Genomic DNA, 1,625 nt, shown 5'->3' with positions numbered 1-1,625 from the left:
GCGCGGGGACGTCGTCGCGAGCAGGCATCGTCGAGACCCCGGTCAGTAGGTCGGCTCGTACTTGTCGACGTTGTCCTCGGTCAAGATGTCGCTGCCCGGCCCGTTCACGATGCCGGACCACTCGCTCGTGCTGGACCAGCCCTCGGTGGCGACCCCGGTCTCGAGGAAGCGCACGAGCTCCACGACGCCGAAGTAGCCCTCCGGGTAGGGGTCGGACTGGATGGTCGCGGTGAGCGTGCCGGCGGCGACCTGCTCGAGACCGTACGGCGTCCCGCCGATGCTGTAGATCCGCACGTCCTCGCCCGGCGTCTTGCCCGCGTCGCCGAGGGCCTGGAGGACTCCGCGCGACATCTCGTCGTACGCGGACAGGATGACCTCGATGTCGGGGTCGCGCTGCAGCGCGTCCTGAGTGATGCGCAGCGCCTGGTTGGGGTCGTAGTTGGCCGACTGGAGACGGCGCCAGCCGTCCTGGCCCGACACCCCACCCAGGATCGCGACCTTGCACGGCTCGCCTTCGCAGGAGTCGAAGACGTGCTCGAGGTAGGCGCGGTAGTACTTCTCCGAGGAGGTGGACACCATGCCGGTGGTGCCCTCGCTGTAGTCCTCCGACTCGCAGACCGGGCTGTTGACCTGCTGGACCGGGAGCCCGGTGTCGAGCAGCTGCTCGAGCATCCCACACCCCGGTGCCGCAGCGACGGGCGCGAAGATGAACCCGTCGTACCCGCCCTTCGCGATCGCGTCCTGCACCTGGCGCAGCTGCTTGGCGGGGTCGAAGGCCGCGTCGTACATGTCGAGCTCGACGTCGTACTTCTCTGCTGCCTCCGCCTGGTAGCGCGTCATCGCCTGGCACCACGCGTTGAGGTCCGTGCAGGTAGTCAGCACGGCGACCTTGTAGGACCGGCTCGAGTCCTTCGTCAGCTCGTCGTACTTCTCCGCCTGCTGCATCGGCGTGAGGCTCGCGTCGATGTCCGGTGCCTCCGCTCGGGGCTCCGCCGACGGCCCCGCGGCCGGCGTCGTCTGTTCGCTCTCTCCACATGCGAGGAGTCCACCGGTCAGAAGGGCGCCGACGGCGGCGTGGAGCGCAACGCGGCGAGCGCGACCTGGGGATGTGATGGACATGGCGACCTCCTGGCTTCGGGTGCGCCGGACGCTAGCGGTACGCCTTCACCATGTCAACCATATTGTATACAGTTGTTCTGGCATAGCTGGCGCGCGGCCGGTATGGATCCTCCGAACGGGACCACCTTGTGTACAGTCCGCGGTCTGGCTCCCGCGCGCAGTGGTGGCGACCACGGCGAGCCCGCCGCATCGACGGTTCGAGGGCCGCGATCCTCGCGTCGTGGGCCCGCTCGCCCGCGTACGCCACCACGGCGCCGCCGTCGGCCGGGTCGACGAGGCCGGCCACGCCTTGGGCCGCGCGGCGCTGCTCCTGCGCGGCGCAGCGTTCTTCGAGGAGGACCTGTCCGGAGTTGCGCGCGCGGATCGCGACGAAGTCGCCGCCGTGCCTCGGACGACGACTTGGTGACCGAAGTGGACAAGGCCCCGGATCCTGAGGATCCGGGGCCTTGTCACACGTGCGCGAGGGGGGAGTTGAACCCCCACGTCCTTTCGGACACACGGACCTG

2 protein-coding genes are annotated in these 1,625 nt (G+C 69.2%); one reads left to right on the top strand and one right to left on the bottom strand.

What is annotated here, in order from left to right; genetic code table 11:
• Positions 1-42: 42 nt before the first annotated feature.
• Positions 43-945: a sugar ABC transporter substrate-binding protein gene (locus Q0L15_RS19325; protein ID WP_296606192.1), complete on the bottom strand. Its 903-nt coding sequence runs from the start codon at positions 943-945 to the stop codon at positions 43-45.
• 394 nt (positions 946-1,339) lie between these two features.
• Here Q0L15_RS19325 and Q0L15_RS19320 point away from each other — a divergent pair, with 394 nt between their 5' ends.
• Positions 1,340-1,525, top strand: coding sequence for a hypothetical protein (locus Q0L15_RS19320; RefSeq protein ID WP_296606177.1), 186 nt, complete (start codon positions 1,340-1,342; stop codon positions 1,523-1,525).
• Positions 1,526-1,625 lie beyond the last annotated feature (100 nt).

Source organism: Nocardioides sp., from assembly GCF_024509035.1.
Lineage (GTDB): Bacteria > Actinomycetota > Actinomycetes > Propionibacteriales > Nocardioidaceae > Nocardioides.
Note: the sequence above shows the minus strand (reverse complement) of the source record. Positions and strands in the feature narration are given on the sequence as shown.